This is a genomic window from Pseudomonas sp. LRF_L74 (assembly GCF_965644255.1).
Taxonomy (GTDB): Bacteria; Pseudomonadota; Gammaproteobacteria; order Pseudomonadales; family Pseudomonadaceae; genus Aquipseudomonas.
Map to the genome: position 1 here is coordinate 727,343 of NZ_CBFFRH010000002.1, position 15,909 is coordinate 743,251.

Here is a 15,909-nt window from a genome sequence, read left to right on the forward strand (position 1 = left end):
TCAATGCTCCTGCTTCTTCAGGCCGGCGACGCTGAGCAGGGTCAGCACGGGAATGGTCAACAGCAGGGGAATGAAATAGAGGTACAGGTCGTGCAAATCCAGGGCCTTGGAGAATACGCCACGGCTGATGGTCAGGAAGTGGCTGGTCGGATAGATATTGCCGATGAAGGCGCTGGCGCCTTCCATGGCCGATACCGGGTGGATCAGGCCGGAGAACTGCGTCGCCGGTAGCAGGGTGGCGATGGCGGTGCCGAAGATGGCGGCGATCTGGCTGTTGAGGATCGACGACATCAGCAGGCCGAGGCCGGTGGCGCAGATCACGTAGAGCAGGGCGCCGATGGTCAGGGTCAGCATGCTGCCCTTGACCGGGACGTCGAACACCAGCACCGACAGGGCCACCAGCATGAAGAAGTTGATCATGCCCAGGCCGATGTAGGGCAACTGCTTGCCGAGCAGGAATTCCAGGCGGGTCACCGGGGTGACGTAGAAATTGGTGATCGAGCCCAGTTCCTTCTCGCGTACCACGCCGAGGGCGGTGAGCATGGCCGGGATCAGCATCAGCAGGATCGGGATCACCGCCGGCACCATGGCCGGCAGGCTCTGCACGTCGGGGTTGTAGCGGTAGCGCAGGGTGATGTCGAACGGACTGGCCGCCACCGCCTGGGTCGAAGCGCGGGCGAGTTCCTCCAGGTAGCTCTGGTGGATGCCCTGCACGTAGCCCTTGACGGTGTCGGCGCGGGTCGGCATGGCGCCATCCACCCAGAAGCCCACCTGCGGCACCTCGCCGCGCTTGAGGTCGCGGCCGAAGCCGGGCGGAATCTCCAGTGCCAGGCTGATCTCGCCCTTGCGCATGCGCTGGTCGAGGTCGGCATAGTCGCGCAGCGGCGCTTGCTCGACGAAGTAGCGCGAGCCGGCGATGTTCAGGGCGTAGGCGGCGCTGGTGGTGGTCTGGTCGCGGTCGAGCACCGCGTAGTTCAGGTTCTCCACGTCCAGGCTGATGCCGTAGCCCATGATGAACATCAGCAGCACCGTGCCGAGCAGGGCCAGGGTGGCGCGGATCGGGTCGCGGCGCAGTTCCATGGACTCGCGCTGGGTATAGCTGTACAGGCGGCGCGGACTGAAGCGTGATCTCGGCGCGCCGGCGGGGCTGCCCGAGCCTTCTGACGCTATGTCCGGCGCGGCCTCCGGGGGGCTTTCGTCGTTGCCGGCGGCATCGCGCAGGTAGGCGATGAATGTCTCTTCCAGGGTGGCCAGGCCGCGCTTGTCCATCAGCGCCTGCGGCGTATCGCTGTCCAGCACCCGGCCGGCGTGCATCATCGACATGCGGTCGCAGCGCAGTGCCTCGTTCATGAAGTGGGTGGAAATGAAGATGGTCACGCCATCCTGGCGCGACAGGTCGATCAGCAGTTCCCAGAAACCATCGCGGGCGATCGGGTCGACCCCCGAGGTGGGCTCGTCGAGGATCAGGATTTCCGGCTTGTGGATCACCGCCACCGCCAGCGACAGGCGTTGGCGCACGCCCAGGGGCAGGTCGGCCGGCAGTTGCTCGGCGACGCCTTGCAGGCTGAATCTGTCGAGCATTGCCTGGATGCGGCCAGCCCGCTGCTGTGCCGGAATGTGGAACAGCCGGGCGTGCAGGTCGAGGTTCTGCAGCACGCTCAGCTCGCTGTACAGGGAAAAGGCCTGGGACATGTAGCCGACCCGGCGACGGGTTTCGATGTCCCTGGGATCGACCGGCTGGCCGAACAGGAAGGCTTCGCCTTCGCTTGCCGGCTGCAGGCCGGTGAGCATCTTCATGGTGGTCGACTTGCCGCAGCCGTTGGAGCCGAGGAAGCCGAAGATTTCCCCACGTTCGATGCGGAAGTCCACGTGATCGACGGCGACGAAATCGCCGAAGCGGCAGGTCAGGCCGTGCGCCTCGATGGCCACCGCGTTCTCACCGTTGGCCGCCGGGCGTGGTGGAATCACCAGGGCATGGTGGCCGCTGCGCTTGGCTTCGGGCAGCAGGGCGATGAAGGCTTCTTCCAGGTTGTCGCTGCCGGTGCGCTCGAGCAGTTCGCCGGGGGTGCCGGTATCCAGCACCTGGCCGTCGTCCATGGCCACCAGCCAGTCGAAGCGCTGGGCTTCGTCCATGTAGGCGGTGGCGACCAGCACGCTCATGCCGGGACGGCGCTTGCGGATGCGCTCGATCAGCTCCCAGAACTGGTTGCGCGCCAGCGGATCGACGCCGGTGGTGGGTTCGTCGAGGATCAACAGGTCCGGGTCGTGGATCAGCGCGCAGCACAGCCCGAGTTTCTGCTTCATGCCGCCGGACAGCTTGCCCGCCGGGCGTTCGGTGAAGGGCGCAAGGCCGGTGCTCTGCACCAGATCGGCGATGCGTGCCTTGCGCTCCGCTGCGTCCTGGCCGAACAGCCGGCCAAAGAAATCGAGGTTCTCGAACACGGTCAGGGTCGGGTAGAGGTTCTTGCCCAGGCCCTGGGGCATATAGGCGATGCGCGGGCAGATGGCGCGGCGGTGGCCGGCGTCGGCCATGTCGCCGTCGAGCACCCGCACCGTGCCTTCCTGCAGCTTGCGCGCACCGGCGATCAGCGCCAGCAGGCTGGACTTGCCGACCCCGTCCGGGCCGATCAGGCCGATCATGCGCCTGGCGGGAATCTCCAGGCTGACGCGATCCACCGCGCAGGTCTGGCCGTAGCGCAGGCTGACATCGAGCAACTGCGCCACGACGGAGGGGCTCTGCGTCATTGTGGAATCCGGATCTGCAGGTCTTGCGGCCATTCGGCGGCATCGTCGAGTTTCAGGTAGGCCATGCCGGGGACGCCGGTCTTGACCTGGTCCAGATGCGCCTTGAGCAGGTCGGGGTCGATCCGCGCCTTGATCCGGAACATCAGTTTCTCGCGTTCGTTGGCGGTCTCCACGGTCTTCGGCGTGAACTGCGCGCTGCTGGCGACGAAGGTCACCTTGGCCGGGATCACATACTGCGGCGCCGCATCCAGCACCAGATGCACGTCGGAACCGAGGGCGACCCGGCCGGCCTGTTGCGAGGGCAGGAAGATGTTCATGTAGACATCGTTGAGGTCGACCAGGTTGAGCACCTTGCCGCCGGCGGCGAGCACTTCGCCGGGCTGGCTGATACGGTATTGCACGCGGCCGCTGCGCGGCGCCTTCAATTGACTGTCCTCGATATCGGCCTGCAGGCGCTCGACGCTGGCCTGGGCGGCCTGCGCCGCCGATTCGGCCTCGATCACCTGGGATTGCGCGGCCTCGATGCCGGCCTGGGCCGAGACCACCTGGGATTGCGCGGCGGCCAGGGCGGCCTGGCCGCTCTGCAGGGCAGCCAGGTCGTCGTCCAGTTGCTGGAGTGGCAGGGCATTGCGCTTGACCAGGATCGCGGTGCGGTCATGGCGTTTCTGCGTGGCGGTGAGTTCGGCGCGACGCTGGCGCACCACGGCTTCGGCGGTGATTTTCTCGCTTTGCCGCAGGGTGACCTGGGAGTGGGCCGTACCGATGGCGTTCTGCGCCTGGCGTACCTGGGCCTGGGCCTGGTTCAACTGCGCCACGAGTACCTGGGTATCCATGTGCGCGAGGATCTGCCCGGCTTCGACGAAATCGCCTTCATCGACCTCGATTTGCAGAAGCCGGCCAGCCAGCTTGCTGGCCACGTCCACCTCGGTGGCTTCGATACGGCCGTTGGAACTGGCGAAACCCTCTCCCAGTCCGCTTGGGCGTACCTTCATCCAGACCAGGGCGGCAACGGCGACCAAGGCGGCCACGACCGCCACACGGGTGAGGTTTTTCCTGTGCTGCTGCTTCATCAGTCGACTTCCCAAATCCAGGTGTTCATTGCTTTACATAGCGGCCAGGCGCGGGCTCCAGGGCCGGATACTCGGCATTGCCCATCTGCATGACGGCGGCGCGGCGCGGGCCGGCATGGTCGGCCAGCCAGGCGAACCAGTCGTGCCACCAACTGCCGGGATGCTGTTCGGCGGCAGCGAACCAGGCGTCGGGCTCCTGCGTTATATGCTCGTTCAGCCAATAGTGGCGCTTCTGTCTGGCTGGCGGGTTGATCACCCCGGCGATATGCCCGGAGGCACCCAGCACGAAACGGCAGGGGCCGGACAGCAGGGCCGTACTGGCGTAGGCGCTGCGCCAGGGTACGATATGGTCGTCGTGGGTGCCCAGCAGGTAGGCCGGCGCCTCGATGGCACTCAGGTCGAGCTTGACCCCGCAGCAGTCCAGTTCGCCGGATTTCAGGTCGTTCTGCAGGTAGGTGTGGCGCAGGTACCAGCAGTACATGGGGCCGGGCAGGTCGGTGCTGTCGTTGTTCCAGAACAGCAGGTCCAGGGGCAGTGGCTTATCGCCCTTGAGGTACTTGTCGACATGGTAGTTCCACCACAGCTCGTTGGGCCGCAGCAGGGAAAAGATATTGCCCATGTCCTCGCCGCGGAACAGGCCGGTGGCGCCGCCCTGGCCACCGATGGTGCGCTCGCGGTAGGCCACCAGTTGCTCGTCGACGAAGACGCTGATCGGCCCGGTATCCCGGTAGTCGAGGAAGGTCGCCAGCAGGCTCAGGCTGGCGATGTCCTTGTCGCCCCGGGCGGCGAGCACCGCCAGGGCGGTGCTCAGCAGGGTGCCGCCGATGCAGAACCCCAGGCAGTTGAGGTGGCGCTCGCCGCTGATCGCCCGGGTGACCCGCAAGGCACTGATCACGCCGTCCTGGATCAGCTCGTCCCAGGTCAGCCCGGATTGCGCCTGGCCGAAGTTGCGCCAGGACATCAGGAATACCGGGTGGCCCTGTTCCAGCAGGTGGCGAACCAGCGAGTTCTCCGGGCGCAGATCGAGGATGTAGTACTTGTTGATCGCCGGCGGCACGATGAACAACGGCCGCTGGTATTGGCTCTCGCCCAATGGCCGGTATTGGATCAACTGGAAGATGGCGTTCTCGAACACCACCTCGCCGGGGGTGATGGCGAGGTTGACACCGACCTCGAAGGCGCCCTGGTCGCACTGGCGCAGTTTGCCTTCGCGCAGGTCGCTGCCCAGGTGCAGCAGGCCGTTGAACAGGCTGGCGCCCTGGGTTTCCAGCAGGCGCTGCAAGGCGTCGGGATTGCTGATCAGGAAGTTGCTCGGCGCGCTGGCGGCCAGCGTCTGCTCGACCAGGTAGCGCAGGCGCAGGCGCGGCTTTTCCTCGTCGATCGGCAGGGCATCGAGCAGTTGCAGCAGAAACGAACAGTTGAGCAGGTAGAAGGCGGCGAGGGAGCCGAACAGCGGGTCGCTCCAGTTGCCGCTGGCAAATCGCCGGTCGTCGAAACTGAATGGCTGGCTGCTCAGCAGGCGCTGGCCGAGGGTGCTCCACTGCTGTTGGTAGTCGCTTTGCAACTGTTCCAGGCGCTCGGCGGGCAGCTCGAACCAGGCATCGTGCCGATACCCGTCGAACCAGGGGCTGCTGGCTACCCACAGGCGCAATTGGTGTATGGCGAAGCTGGCGCTGAAGGGCGCCTGGCCCGACCAATAGCCGCTGAAGGAATTGTCCATGAACGTCCATCTGCACTGAAAAGACAAAAGCCGCGCCTGCCGATCAGGCAGGCTTGGCATGCTCTCGAACTACGCGGGTGACTAGCGCTCGATGGCCAGCGCCACGCCCTGGCCGCCACCGATACACAGAGTGGCCAGCCCCTTGTTGGCGTCGCGACGTATCAGTTCGTGCACCAGGGTGACCAGAATGCGTGCACCGGATGCGCCGATGGGATGACCCAGAGCAATGGAACCGCCATTGACGTTGACTTTTTCGCAATCCCAGCGCAGTTCCTCGGCGACCGCCAGGGATTGCGCGGCGAACGCTTCGTTGGCCTCGACCAGGTCGAGGTCTTCCAGCGTCCAGCCGGCTTTCTCCAGGGTGCGGCGGGTGGCCGGCACCGGGCCGATGCCCATGAACGCCGGATCGACACCGGCGCTGGCATAGGCCTTGATCCGCGCCAGCACCGGCAAGCCCAGGGCGCTGGCCTTGGCGGCGCTGGCCAGCAACAGCACGGCGGCGCCGTCGTTGAGCGTCGAGGCATTGCCGGCGGTGACGCTGCCGTCCTTCTTGAAGGCCGCTTTCAGCTTGGCCAGGGATTCGGCCGTGGTGCCCGGACGGGGCTGTTCGTCGCGCTCGAAAACCAGGGCCTCGCCCTTGCGCTGGGGAATCAGGATCGGCGTGATCTCGTCGCGGAAACGACCCGCTTCGATGGCGGCCACGGCCTTCTGCTGCGAGGCGGCGGCGAAGGCGTCCTGGGCTTCGCGGCTGATGGCGTAGCGCTGCGCCAGGTTCTCGGCGGTGATGCCCATGTGGTAGTCGTTGAAGGCATCCCACAGGCCGTCGCTGATCATGCTGTCGAGCAGTTCGGCATGGCCCATGCGCAGGCCGGTACGGGCCTTGGGCAGTACGTAGGGGGCCAGGCTCATGTTCTCCTGGCCGCCGGCGATGACCAGTTCGGCGTCGCCGCAGCGGATCGCCTGGGCGGCCAGGTGCACCGCCTTGAGCCCGGAGCCGCAGACCTTGTTCAGGGTCAGTGCCGGCACCGTATGGGGCAGGCCGGCTTTGATCGCCGCCTGGCGCGCCGGATTCTGCCCGCTGCCGGCGCTGAGGATCTGGCCGAGGATCACCTCGTCGACCTGAGCCGGGTCCAGCCCGGTTTGCTGTAGCAACTGCTTGATTACCGCGGCGCCCAGGTCGGCGGCGGGAATGCCGGCCAGCGCACCTTGGAAACTGCCGATGGCGGTGCGGCTGGCGGCGAGAATGACGACATCGTTCATATGCACTTCCGTTTCTGCAACCTGAAGGGAGGGGGAACACTGTGTCTGCGCGTGGCGCTACTGCATGTTCATGCCGCCATTGACCGAGAAGTCCGCGCCGCTGGCATAGGCGGATTCCTCCGAGGCCAGCCAGGCGACGATCGAGGCGATCTCCTCGGGTTTGCCCAGGCGGCCGAGCGGGATGCCGGCGACCAGGCCCTCGAGAATGTCCTGGCGCATCGCCGCGGTCATGTCGGTCTGGATGTAGCCGGGGGAAACGGTATTGACGGTGACGCCCTTGCCGGTGACTTCGCGGGCCAGGGCCATGCTGAAGCCATGGATGCCGGCCTTGGCCGCGCAATAGTTGGTCTGGCCGAACTGGCCACGCTGGCCATTGATCGAGGAAATATTGATGATCCGTCCCCAGCCCTTGGCCAGCATGCCTTCGATGACCTGCTTGGTGGTGTTGAACAGACCGCTCAGGTTGGTATCGATCACCGCCTTCCAGTTTTCCACGGTCAGCTTGCGAAAGCTGGCGTCGCGAGTGATGCCGGCATTGTTGACCAGCACGTCGATGGGCCCGAGGTTCTCGCGAACCAACTCGAAGCTCTGGCGAGTGGACTCCCAGTCGGTGATGTCGCAGTCGACGCAGTGGAAGTGATAGTCGGCCTGGAGTTGCCGGGCGATCCAAGCATTCTTGCGGCTGGAGTCGGGGCTGCAGCCGACGACCACGGTAAAACCGTCCTTGTACAGGCGCTGACTGATGGCAGTGCCGATGCCGCCCATGCCGCCGGTGACCAGTGCGATGCGATTGGAGGTTCCCATGTGCTTCGTTCCTTGTGAGTGGGCATGTGGCCCAGTATTCGGCAGCATGTCACTCGTCGGAAACGTTCCTCGACGACACTCGACTGTCATTTCGTGCCAGTGCTGGCATCCGGGGACATTAGTCTCGAGAAGTCGTCTGATCCTTAATCTGGATCAACAGCGGTGGTTTTGTCGCATGTAGCATGCGTCAGGCAGACACGCAGGCGTTGGGTCGCGGGCGTGGCGTCTTATGAGGAAGGGCAGCATGTACAGGGTCAGTGCTAGTTTTGCCGCGCTTCTGGTGAACACCTTCATGGCCGAAGGCCTGGATGTGGCGCGCCTGTGCCGTGACGCCGGACTGGATAGGCAACGCCTGCAGCAGGCGGATGGCTTTTTCCGGCGCAGGACGATCTACCGCCTGCTGGAGTTGGCGGCCATCGAGTCAGGCAACGCCAATATCGGTCTCAAGAGCTACGCGAATTTCCTGCCGGGAAGTTTCCACCTGGTGAGTTACGTGATGATGTCCAGCCCCAACCTGAAGGAGGCGCTGGAGCGTCTGGTGCGTTTCATGCCGTTACTCGGCAATGGCGTTACCGTGCTCTTCTCCCGGGAGCAGGGTTGTCATCGACTATCGTTCGAGGAGCACCCCGAAGCGGGTATCACCCGTCCCAGGCAGTTTTCGGATGCCGGTGTCGCCGCGCTGCTGGGATTCTGCCGCTGGCTGACCGGCGGCAACCTGCCGCAGCCGCTGGCAATCGAATTCGACTACCCGCCGCCAGCGGATATTTCCGAATACCAGCGCCTGTTCGACTGCCCACTGCATTTCGGGGTGGTCCAGCTCAGCATTCTATTCGGCACACGGGAACTGCTGGCGCCACTGAGCACGGCCAACGAAGCGCTGGCCGCACTGCACGAGAATTTTGCCGAGGCCCGCCTGAGTCTGCTGTGCGGCAATTCGCTGGTCGCGCGAGTCCGCACATTGATCACCGAGAACCTGGATCGGGGCGGCTGCGATATGGAGTTGGTGGCGAAAGCGCTGTGTGTCAGCAAACGCACCCTGCAACGCGGCCTGGAACGTGAGGGCGTGCAATTCAAGGATGTGCTCGGCGCCGTGCGACGGCAACTGGCCGAGCATTACCTGCGCCACACCCGGGACGGCCTGGCGCAGGTGGCCGAGCGCCTCGGCTTCCTCGAGCAGAGCAGCTTCCACAAGGCCTGCCTGCGCTGGTTCGGCATGTCGCCAGGGCGCTATCGGCTCGGCGACGGGGCGCTGGCGGACGGCACCGACGGTGACGATCTCGATGAGCAACAGGGGGGCGACGAGCGTTCCCCGTGCGCCTGTCGTTGCGGCGAGGCGTGTTCATGCTGACGCGCAACGCGCTGTGCCATACGTTTCGCGGGCACGAGGTGTGAGGTAAGACGATTCCGCCTTATGTTGTTCCACTGTCACAGCAGGCAATCAGCCAAACAGGGTTTGTTGACGTTATACGTGCTGGCTGATGAACGCTTGCAGGAGCGGATTTATCCGCGAAATTCGCGACTGAGGCCGCTCCTACATCGTGTCTCCACGAGATCGTGAACAGCTTCTAGATATTCCAGACCAGGTTGATCGAGAAGTTGCGACCCGGCTGGGTCAGGCGGTCGAGGTTGGCGGGATAGAGCACACCGGCTTCACCAGCACTGTCGTAGCCGCGCACGTCGTCCCACAGCCAGTATTTCTTGTCGGTCAGGTTGTACAGGCCGGCGTTGACGGTGAGGTCGTCGGTCAGTTTGTAGTAGCCGGTCAGGTCGAGGATGCCGAAGCCTGGGGTGGCAAACTGGCTACTGGTTCCGTCCGGGGCGTTGAAGGCGCTGGTGTCGATACGCGTCTTGCGTTTGACCAGCGTCCAGTTCAGCAGACCGCCGAAGCGCTCCTGCGAGTAGCCCAGACCGAACACGCCGGTCAGTGGGTTGACGCTGTTCAGCGGCTCGCCGGTGTCGTCGTTGCGACCGCGCGCATAGGCAATGGAGCCCTGGACGTAGAGGCCCGGCAGGGCGCCGAAGCTGTCCAGGTTCAGGCGACCCTTGAGCTCCACGCCGCGAATGCTGGCGCGGTCGATATTCTGGCTCTGGAAGGTGGTGGTGCTATAGCCGGCGGTCAGGGCATTCTCGTCGATGAAGTCCTGGTAACGGGTGTAGAACAGCGCCACGTCGAAGCTGCCGCTGTCGAACTGCCCGCGCAGACCTGTTTCCACGCCGCGGCTTTTCTCCGGGTCGAGGTCCGGGTTGGGTTCGACGGTGTAGCCGCCGGCCAGGTTCTCGAAGCGGCCATACAGTGCCTTGGCGCTCGGCGTGCGGAAGCCCTCGGCGTACTGGCCGAACCAGGTGTAGTGGTCATCGAAGGTGTAGGTGACGCCGAGCTTGGGCGAGACACGGTGCCAGGTCTTGGCCTCGTCGCTGTATTCGGTGACGCCGCTGGCGGTGATGCCGGCGAGGAATTCGTCGGTCAGCTGCGGATCGAGGCGCGTGTAGTCGTAGCGCAGGCCAGGCAGAAAGGTCCATTGGTTCCAGCGGATTTCGTCTTGGACGAACAGGCCGTAGACGTCGACGGTCGGATCGGGGAAGTCGCTCACGGTGGTCAGGCCGTCGCTGGATGCGCAGGTGCCTGAGTTGGCCACGCAGTAGCCGGTACGCAGGCCGGTGATCTTCTGCTGCTTGAGATTGAGGCCGTAGGTCAGCAGATGATCGGTGTCGCCGAGGGCGAAGGCCTTGTCCAGTTGGGCGTCGATCACCCACTGGCGATCCTTGTAGTAGGTATTGCGATAACGCATCACGTCGCGAGTCGCGACACCGGTGAAGAAGTTGGTCGGTACGTAGTGGTCCGTGGTGCTCTGGTTGGTCTTGGCGATCTGGTAGTTCAGGCTCCACTTCAGGTTGTCGGCCAGCAGGCTGTCCAGGGCCAGGCTGTGTTCCAGGCCGAAGCGCTCGCGGGTGACGGTGTCGTTGCCTTCGCGCCCCTGGTAGTAGCCGAAACCGCTGCCGGCATTGAACGGGCCGCCTACCGCGCTGAGCTGGTTGGTGTCGATGTCGCTCTTGTATTTCTCGTAGGTCAGTTGCAGGCGATCCGTATCGTTGTAGTTCCAGCCCAGCTTGGCGAGGACGTTGGTGGTGCGCGCGTCTTCCGGGTTGGCTTCGGTACGGCCCAGGCCGGTACCGCCACTGCTGCCGTAGGACTCGGTCTCGTGGCCGTTGCGCTGGGACAGGTGCAGCAGGGCGTCGAAGTCCTGGTAGCGGCCGGCGACGGTGGCGGAGGTCAGCCAACTGTCGTCGGCCGAGCTGTAGCCGGTCTTCAGGCGTGCGCCGGTGTCGCGGCCTTGCTTGATGATGTCGTCCGCATCCAGGGTGAAGTAGCTGACCGCGCCACCGATGGCGTTGCTGCCGTACAGCGCCGACGCCGGGCCGCGAAGTATTTCCACGCGCTTGACGATCTCTGGGTCGACGTAATTGCGGTGGGTCTGGGCGTAGGGGCCATAGAAGAAACTGGCCGGAATTTCGACGCCGTCGACCTGGGTCAGAACGCGGTCGCTATCGATACCGCGGATGTTGTAGCCGGTGATGCCGGCGCGCTGGCCAGTGCCGCCGACGGAAACGCCGGGCTCAAAGCGCACCAGCTCCTTGATGGTGTTGACGTTGTTGCGGTCGAGGGTGGTGCGGTCGTGTACGCTGACCGAAACGGGTACTGCGTCCACGCTCTGTTCCCGGCGTGTGGCGGTGACCGTCAAGGGCTGTAGTGCGAGCGATTGCGCAGGGTTTTTGACCAGCACCACGCTGTGCTCACCGACGTTGCGGTAGCTCAGGCCGGTGCCTTCGAGCAGGCGTGCCAGGGCCAACTCCGGCGACAGACGGCCGCTGGTACCCGGCGATTCGATGCCGTTGGCCAGTTGCGCTGGCAGGCCGACCTGCCAGCCGGTGACTTCGCTGAAGGCGTTGAGCGCGGAGACCAGCGGCTGGCGCTCGATGGCGAAGCGATAACCGCCCTGGCTCTGTTGCTCGGCGATGGGCGAGACGTCACTGGCATGGGCCAGCGGCAGGCTTGCGCAGGAAATGGAGAGCGCCAGCAAGGACAGGCTGGCGTTGGACAGCCGCAGGGAACTCAGGCGTCGGGTGTGAAGGGGCATCGATGGACTCTCTGTTGGTGTTCGTCAGTTAATGCGAATTGTTTGCATTGTTATGACGGGACGAACGAGCCCCTGATGAGCGTAAAAATTGTTTTCCTCAGTTGAGAATCAGCAGCGATGGGTACTCGTGGAGCTGGGCCGAGGTCACCTGCGCCAGGGAGCGCATGATGTCGGTGGGTTCGCTCAGGCGATAGTTGCCGGTGATGCGCAGGTTATCCAGGCGGGAATTGCCGTTGATGATCCAGCCGGGGTAGTAGCGCCGCAGTTCGTCCAGCACTTCGTGCAGGGGGCGGTCATCGAAGATCAGACGGCCCTGAACCCAGGCAAGCTGGCTGGCTGTGCTGCCGTGGGTGCGATTGCCGACACCGTCCGGGCTGACACGGATGCTGTCGCCGCTGGCCAGGTAGATGCGTGTGTCGTTGCCGCGTGCATGGACTTCTATTTCGCCGCGCGCGACGCTGACTTCGACGGTATCGCCGAGATAGCGTACGGAGAACGCGGTGCCGCGTACCGAGATGAGGATAGGGCCGGCATTGACCTGGAAGGGGCGGCTGCTGTCCTTGGCGATGTCGAAGTAGGCTTCGCCGCGCAGCAACTGCGTGACTCGCTGGCGTTCGTCGATCTGGCTGGAGAATGCGCTGCCGGTGTTGAGCAGTACGTGTGAACCGTCGGCCAGATCCAGACTCTGGCGCTGGCCCACTGCGGTGACATGATCGGCGCGCAGACGCAGTAACAGGTCGCTTTGCAAGGTGACGCCGACCATCAGCAGCAACGACGCGGCAATTGCCAGGCTCCTGCCCATGCGCTTTGGTCGCCTGGGCGTCTGTTGCTGGCTTTGCTCCAGGCGTGTCGCAGCGCTCACCAGGACGGGCGATTGCCAGCAGCGCTGGGCGCGCTCGAAGGCCTCGGCATTGGCTGGCGAGGCGGCCAGCCATGCGGCAAAGCGTACCCGGCAGTCGTCGTCGGCGTTTTCCAGCAGGAGCAGCCAGTCCAGCGCCTGGCTCAAAGGCATGTCGCTGTCTGTGGGTGATCCCTGCTGCTGGTGCATCGGGCTGTTCTCGAAAACCGGGGGCGACATTCTGGCCGAACGCGGAGGTAAGCGATAGTCGCTCATGTCGACGGAGTCAAACGCTCGAGCAATGTCATGCACAGCGCCATGATCAGCTTGAGCTCTTTCTGCACCGTGCTGGGCGATACGCCAAGCTCGGCGGCGATCTCTGCATAGCCCAGGCCATGCAAGCGGCTGAGGATGAAGATGCGTTGCTGACGCTCGCTCAATTGCTCCAGCGCGCTGCCCAAGCGTTGCAGGAGACGTTCGGCGTGCAGGCTGTCCTCGCTGGAGGAGCCCGGGGCGGGGACGGCTTGCATGATTTCGTCCGGCACGTCGTCGAGCATGGTGCGCGACTGCATGCGCTCGCGGCGCAGATGGTCGAGCGCCAAGTTGCGGCCTGTCTGGAACAGAAAGGGTTCGAGGTGATCGACCGGTTTCTCGCGCAGACTACGGGCAACCCGCAGGTATGTTTCCTGTACCAGCTCCTCGGCGATGCTGGCGTTCTTCACGATTTTCACCAGCGTGCGCAGCAGCGGAGTGCGCTGGCTGAGGAAAACGCTGTCTAGATTGGAAATGGTCACTGGCAAGCCCGGTTCGCCGACTACGTAGCTAATAATAATCATTTTTAATAAGCCGGACTACTGGTGCTGTGTGACATGGCAGGACGATCGCGCTATGGGTTCAAATGTCACGAAAGAGCGGAGCAGGGGGCGGAGCGAATTTATTGGCTATGTCTGTGTTAGCGGCTGCATGCCGCTGTAGGAGCGGACGGGCGGCATTACACTTTATCCGCGAAATTCGCGGCTGAAGTCGCTCCTACAGGGCGTGGCGCTATTTTTACGGAGCTTGGCAGGTTCGTTCGTCTCTATAAGGCAGTGGTGGTCGAATACCCTGCATGCTTCACCGAGCGCTGCGGGGGAGCAGGACTGCCTTATTCCATGCCGGTTTTCAGCGAGCTTTCCATGACCGCCTCTTCGCAACTGTCCCATCCGCTGCGTTCGCAGCGCCTGAACCAGATCACCCACGAGCCGCACAGCCGTCTCGACAATCTGGTCAAGAGTCACGACCCCTTCGCCAGTACGCAGCGGTTTGCCCACTTCGTGGCGGCCCAGTATCTGTTCCAGTACGACCTGGAAAAACTCTACAACGATCCCGAACTGATCAAGCTGATCCCTGATCTGCCGCAACGTTGTCGTGTCGAGCAGGCTGTGCTGGACTTGGTCGATCTGCAGCGTGCGCTACCTGAGAGCGACGACAGCATCCGTGATCGGAGCATGGGGCTGGGCGAGGCGCTGGCCTGGCTGTTCGTCTCTGAGGGTTCCAAGCTAGGAGCGGCCTTCCTACTCAAGCGCATGCCGGCGCTGGGATTGAGCGAGACCTTCGGCGCACGCCACCTGGGTGAGCCGGAAGGCGGTCGCGCGCAGGGCTGGAAAGCCTTCACTGCCGTGCTCGATCGCGTCGAGCTGGATGCCGAGCAGGAACGTCTGGCCGAGGCCGCGGCAATTGCCGCTTTCGAGCGTTTCTCCGTGCATCTGCAACGCTGCTTTGCCTGAAGCTGAAACCACGCGGAGGCATTCAGCCTGGCAGCGCTGGCTGTGGCTGCTGGTGGCCTACTGAGCATCGGCATGGCCATGCTCGGGGTGATACTGCCGGGGCTGCCCACCACCGAATTCGTTCTGCTCGCGGCTTGGGCTGCCTCGCGCAGCTCGCCGTGGTTGGCCGCCTGGCTGGAGAATCACCGCCTGTTCGGCCCGCTGCTGCGTGACTGGAAGAACGGCGGCCTGATCGCCCGGCGCACCAAGTGGGTGGCCAGCCTGGCCATGCTGCTGGCGCTGAGTGTCCTGCTGCTGACGGTCAACCATATGCCCTCGGTGCTGTTTGCCGCGGCGGGCATAGGGTGCGGGGCGCTGTTCATCTGGTCGCGGCCAGAGAATCCGAAGGCCGGGTAGGTGAGCCGTGCGTGCATTGTGCGTGAGCGCAACTCTGTGAGGCTGCGGTAGCGGTAAGGCCGCGTCAGCAGGCGCGATTATGGAGGAAGAGCGTTGACACGGCGTGCCATTCAGAGCACGGCTCGTTCGCCATTGAATCATTGCGATGGTGGTGGCTGTATATGGAGGTGTATGAAAAAAAATCGGTACGGGCCTTGCCATCAGGCCGAACTTAGTCCAAAATCTCGTCCATCCTGTGAAGCGGGATCAAAAACTCTTTGTAAATCAAGGAGTTGATGTATAGATTATAGTCTCGCTCCAGTTTGACGAAGACGCCGCATTATGCGGCGTCTTCATTTGAGGCCGGTTGGCAGAGTGGTTATGCAGCGGATTGCAAATCCGTGTACGCCGGTTCGATTCCGACATCGGCCTCCATATTCGAAAGCCCCGCAGGTTAACGCCTGCGGGGTTTTTTATTGCCCTCGAGAAAGTGAATTCAAGGCAGGCGGCAAGGTGCTGGCAGGGCTGACCCGACGCCGCAACGCTGAGCGGGCGTTGTTCTTGGTGAAACCATGAGCTGGGCGAGTGCTGTACCGACCTGGTTCTGGTGGCTGCTCGCCCTTGTGCTGATCGGCGGTGGCCAGCAGGTCCGCGTCGTCGATTTGCAGGGCGATCTGTCGCAGTTGCAGGGCAAGCAGCAGGAGACGAACGACAAGCTGGTCGCCTGTCGGGAGACTCGTTCGACCTTGCTGGTCCAGGTTGGGGAGCAGAACGCCGCCCTGGCGGGTCTGCGTGCCGCTGAGCAGTCGCGGGCAGCCCAGGCCGAGAAAGCCCAGGCCCTGGCACGAACTGAGTCTGAGGCTGACTACCGGACCGGCGGCGATGCATGCGCCGCGGCCGAGAGCGTGATTGATCGGGAGTTGGGGCTATGAGGCTGGTGTCGATGTTCGCGGCGCTGGCGGGGTGCGCTGGCCAGGCAGTTGAAGAGCCTGAGCCACGCATTGTGTGCGTAGAGGTGCCGGTGGCTGTGCCATACCGGACTAAGGGAATAGCGGTGCCGCCTTGGGCGGCCGCCGGCCTGAAGAAGACCGACAGTCTTGAGGTGAAGGCGAGGGCGTTGCTCGCTGAGCGCCGCCAGCGAATCGGATACGAGCGGGAGTTGCAGCAAGCAAATGAAGCATGTCATTAGGCCGGA

Annotated in this window: 13 protein-coding genes and 1 tRNA gene; 6 read left to right on the plus strand and 8 right to left on the minus strand. The window is 64.0% G+C overall.

Annotated features, from left to right (window positions below):
• The 5 genes from rbbA to phbB form a co-directional block, all read right to left on the minus strand.
• Window positions 1-2,745, minus strand: a complete 2,745-nt coding sequence (gene rbbA, locus ACSZPK_RS08215; protein ID WP_437880936.1) for a ribosome-associated ATPase/putative transporter RbbA — start codon at window positions 2,743-2,745, stop codon at window positions 1-3.
• Entirely contained in the window at window positions 2,742-3,815 is a 1,074-nt protein-coding gene (locus ACSZPK_RS08220; protein ID WP_437880937.1) for an HlyD family secretion protein, read from the minus strand. Before ACSZPK_RS08220 ends, rbbA begins: the two co-directional genes overlap by 4 nt.
• Window positions 3,816-3,840: 25 nt before the next feature.
• Complete coding sequence (phaC, locus tag ACSZPK_RS08225; RefSeq protein ID WP_437880938.1) at window positions 3,841-5,535, minus strand: class I poly(R)-hydroxyalkanoic acid synthase; 1,695 nt, start codon at window positions 5,533-5,535, stop codon at window positions 3,841-3,843.
• A gap of 81 nt (window positions 5,536-5,616) precedes the next feature.
• Window positions 5,617-6,795, minus strand: coding sequence for an acetyl-CoA C-acetyltransferase (locus tag ACSZPK_RS08230; RefSeq protein WP_437880939.1), 1,179 nt, complete (start codon window positions 6,793-6,795; stop codon window positions 5,617-5,619).
• Between the two features lie 57 nt (window positions 6,796-6,852).
• The gene (gene phbB, locus ACSZPK_RS08235; protein ID WP_437880940.1) at window positions 6,853-7,599 is read right to left on the minus strand and encodes an acetoacetyl-CoA reductase; all 747 of its coding nucleotides are present in this window, start codon (window positions 7,597-7,599) and stop codon (window positions 6,853-6,855) included.
• A gap of 244 nt (window positions 7,600-7,843) precedes the next feature.
• On the opposite strand from phbB, the gene ACSZPK_RS08240 reads away from it, so the two are divergent.
• Window positions 7,844-8,947, plus strand: coding sequence for an AraC family transcriptional regulator (locus tag ACSZPK_RS08240; protein WP_437880941.1), 1,104 nt, complete (start codon window positions 7,844-7,846; stop codon window positions 8,945-8,947).
• 217 nt (window positions 8,948-9,164) lie between these two features.
• On the opposite strand, the gene ACSZPK_RS08245 is transcribed toward ACSZPK_RS08240, so the two are convergent.
• From ACSZPK_RS08245 to ACSZPK_RS08255, 3 genes are all read right to left on the minus strand, one after another.
• A complete protein-coding gene (locus tag ACSZPK_RS08245) occupies window positions 9,165-11,735 on the minus strand; it encodes a TonB-dependent receptor (protein WP_437880942.1) in 2,571 nt (856 codons plus the stop codon).
• A gap of 97 nt (window positions 11,736-11,832) precedes the next feature.
• Complete coding sequence (locus ACSZPK_RS08250; protein ID WP_437880943.1) at window positions 11,833-12,747, minus strand: FecR family protein; 915 nt, start codon at window positions 12,745-12,747, stop codon at window positions 11,833-11,835.
• A 98-nt stretch (window positions 12,748-12,845) separates the two neighbouring features.
• Window positions 12,846-13,409 (minus strand): RNA polymerase sigma factor, encoded by a 564-nt coding sequence (locus ACSZPK_RS08255; RefSeq protein WP_437880944.1) that lies wholly within the window; start codon window positions 13,407-13,409, stop codon window positions 12,846-12,848.
• A 339-nt stretch (window positions 13,410-13,748) separates the two neighbouring features.
• Between ACSZPK_RS08255 and ACSZPK_RS08260 the strand changes: the two genes are divergently transcribed.
• The 5 genes from ACSZPK_RS08260 to ACSZPK_RS08280 all read left to right on the plus strand — a co-directional run bounded on the left by ACSZPK_RS08260 (window position 13,749) and on the right by ACSZPK_RS08280 (window position 15,903).
• Window positions 13,749-14,339, plus strand: coding sequence for a biliverdin-producing heme oxygenase (locus ACSZPK_RS08260; RefSeq protein ID WP_437880945.1), 591 nt, complete (start codon window positions 13,749-13,751; stop codon window positions 14,337-14,339).
• Between the two features lie 72 nt (window positions 14,340-14,411).
• The gene (locus tag ACSZPK_RS08265) at window positions 14,412-14,735 is read left to right on the plus strand and encodes a YbaN family protein (protein ID WP_437881019.1); all 324 of its coding nucleotides are present in this window, start codon (window positions 14,412-14,414) and stop codon (window positions 14,733-14,735) included.
• Between the two features lie 340 nt (window positions 14,736-15,075).
• Window positions 15,076-15,149, plus strand: a tRNA-Cys gene (locus ACSZPK_RS08270).
• Window positions 15,150-15,286: 137 nt separating this feature from the next.
• Window positions 15,287-15,646: a hypothetical protein gene (locus ACSZPK_RS08275; protein WP_437880946.1), complete on the plus strand. Its 360-nt coding sequence runs from the start codon at window positions 15,287-15,289 to the stop codon at window positions 15,644-15,646.
• The gene (locus tag ACSZPK_RS08280) at window positions 15,643-15,903 is read left to right on the plus strand and encodes a hypothetical protein (protein ID WP_437880947.1); all 261 of its coding nucleotides are present in this window, start codon (window positions 15,643-15,645) and stop codon (window positions 15,901-15,903) included. Before ACSZPK_RS08275 ends, ACSZPK_RS08280 begins: the two co-directional genes overlap by 4 nt.
• The last annotated feature ends 6 nt before the right edge of the window (window positions 15,904-15,909 follow it).